Source organism: Oscillospiraceae bacterium, assembly GCA_035353335.1.
GTDB lineage: Bacteria > Bacillota > Clostridia > Oscillospirales > JAKOTC01 > DAOPZJ01.
In genome coordinates this window covers 1-2,224 of sequence record DAOPZJ010000121.1, presented here as the reverse complement: position 1 = coordinate 2,224, position 2,224 = coordinate 1, and the positions used below count along the sequence as shown (strand labels likewise).

At 52.5% G+C, this 2,224-nt stretch carries 2 protein-coding genes; both read left to right on the top strand.

Annotation, left to right across the window (positions count from 1 at the left end):
• The coding region (locus tag PKH29_12870; protein HNX15732.1) for a 3'-5' exonuclease at positions 1-1,601 on the top strand (1,601 nt) is incomplete at its 5' end.
• A gap of 64 nt (positions 1,602-1,665) precedes the next feature.
• Positions 1,666-2,224 (top strand): YafY family protein (locus tag PKH29_12865; protein HNX15731.1); only part of this gene is annotated, 559 nt, incomplete at its 3' end.

Here is a 2,224-nt window from a genome sequence, read left to right as displayed (position 1 = left end):
TCGACTTTTTTGACCTGATCAATTTTACGATCTATCTGTTCGGCAAACACCCGGACATCCTGAAAAAATGGCAGAGCCGCCTGTACTACATTATGGTGGACGAGTTTCAGGACATCACCGTCAAAGAGTTCAAACTGATCCGGCGGCTGACCGAGATCAACCGCAATCTGTTCGTCGTCGGCGACCCCGACCAAAACATCTACGAATGGCGCGGGGCGAGCATGGAAGTGCTCGTCGACTTTGTCGGGTGGCTCAATAACCCCTGGTTCACCACGCGGATCAACGCGACCTGCACCGACGTGGTTTTGAGCGAAAACTACCGCAGCGCCGCGCCGATTTTAACCGTCGCCAACTCTTTGATCGAGAAAAACAACTATCGCGTCAAAAAGAATTTATACACGAACAAAACCGACGGCGAGACCGTGCAGTATTTTCACGGCAAGAGCGACAAAGAGGAGATCAGGTTCATCTGCTCCAAAATCAAGGCGCATCGCGACAGCGGCGGTAAATATTCGGATTTCGCGGTGCTTTACCGTTCCAATTTCGTCTCCCGATTTGTTGAACAGGGCTTTTTGGAGGCCAACATTCCCTATGTCGTCTACGGCGGCGTCGGGTTTTACGAGCGCGCCGAGATCAAAGACGTGCTTTCGTATATGCGCCTCGTCTCCAACAGCGAAGACGACCTCTCGTTTATGCGCATCATCAACATGCCCCGGCGTAAAATCGGCAAGATGAAGCTCGAACTCATCAAAAACCACGCGAATAACCGGAAAATCTCGCTCTATAACGCGCTTAAGGAACTCTGCGATACCGAATCGATGGGCGGCTGCAAAGCGAAAGAATTCATCGCGGCGATTGAAAAACTGAAACAGGATGCCGAGGTTCTGCCGGTATCGGAACTGTTGCAAAAGATCATTAAAGATACGGGATATGAGCTGTATATCCGCGAGAGCGGCGACATCGAGCGGCTCGACAACGTCACCGAATTGCTTCGCAGTATCGTGACGCAGGAGACCGAATTCGGCGAGCATCTGCCGCTCGTGACCTTTTTGCATAACATTACCTTGCTGCGCGACAGCGACATCGAAGACAAGACCGACTGCGTTCGGATTATGACCATGCACACCGCAAAGGGACTCGAGTTTGACAGCGTCTTTTTGGTCGGGCTCACCGAGGGCATTTTCCCGTCGGCGAGGGCGCTCGAGGACCGCAAGACCGAAGCGCTGGAGGAAGAACGGCGGCTGTGTTTTGTCGGCGTCACCCGCGCCAAAAAGCATCTTTATCTGACCGAGAGCGAGGGGTTCGGAGTCAAGGGTTTTTCCAAAGTCCCGTCCCGGTTTCTGTTTGACATCGATCCGAAATATCTTGAGATCATCGGCGAAATCCCCGATGAGATCAAGGAACAGAGCGCCGTTCAGGTTCGGGCGTTCGATAAGATAACCGAAGTGATTTACAAGGTCGGCGACCAGATGATGCACAAGGTATTCGGCGAGGGCGTGATCGAGGTTGTGGACGAAAAGACCAAAACCTACATGATCCGCTTTGTCAACGGCGTCAAACCGATCAGCTTTAACTACGGCGGCTTGAGCCATATCTTTTAATTTAGATTCTGTTCTCTGTCCCAAACCTGACAAAAACCTGTCAGTAATAAATGAGGTGAACCTTATGAAATTAGAGCGGCTTGTGGAGATCATCACGATTCTGCTTAATAAAAAGAACGTCACCGCATCGGAACTTGCCGACCGGTTCGGCGTCTCGGTGCGCACAATTTACCGCGACGTCGACGCGCTTTCGGCGGCGGGCGTTCCGGTCTGCACCACGCAGGGGCAAAACGGCGGCATTTCGGTCATGGATGGTTACGCCGTCAACCGGGCGCTGCTCTCCGACTCCGAACGCGACAATATTTTATTCGCGCTGCACTCGTTGCAGGCGACCAACTACCCCGAGGTCGATGCGGTGCTTGAAAAACTCGGCACCATTTTTAAAAGCGACGCCGCCGACTGGATTTCGGTGGACTTTTCACCCTGGGGTTCCAATCCGAACGCCTACCACAAATTTACCGACATCAAAACCGCAATTTTAAAATGCCGTGTTGTAGAAATTGACTATCTCAACGCCCAAAACCAAAAATCCACGCGCCGCATCGAGCCGCTCCGGTTGGAATTCAAATATCAGGCGTGGTATCTGTGGGGCTGGTGCCGCGACCGCGAGGACTACCGCACTT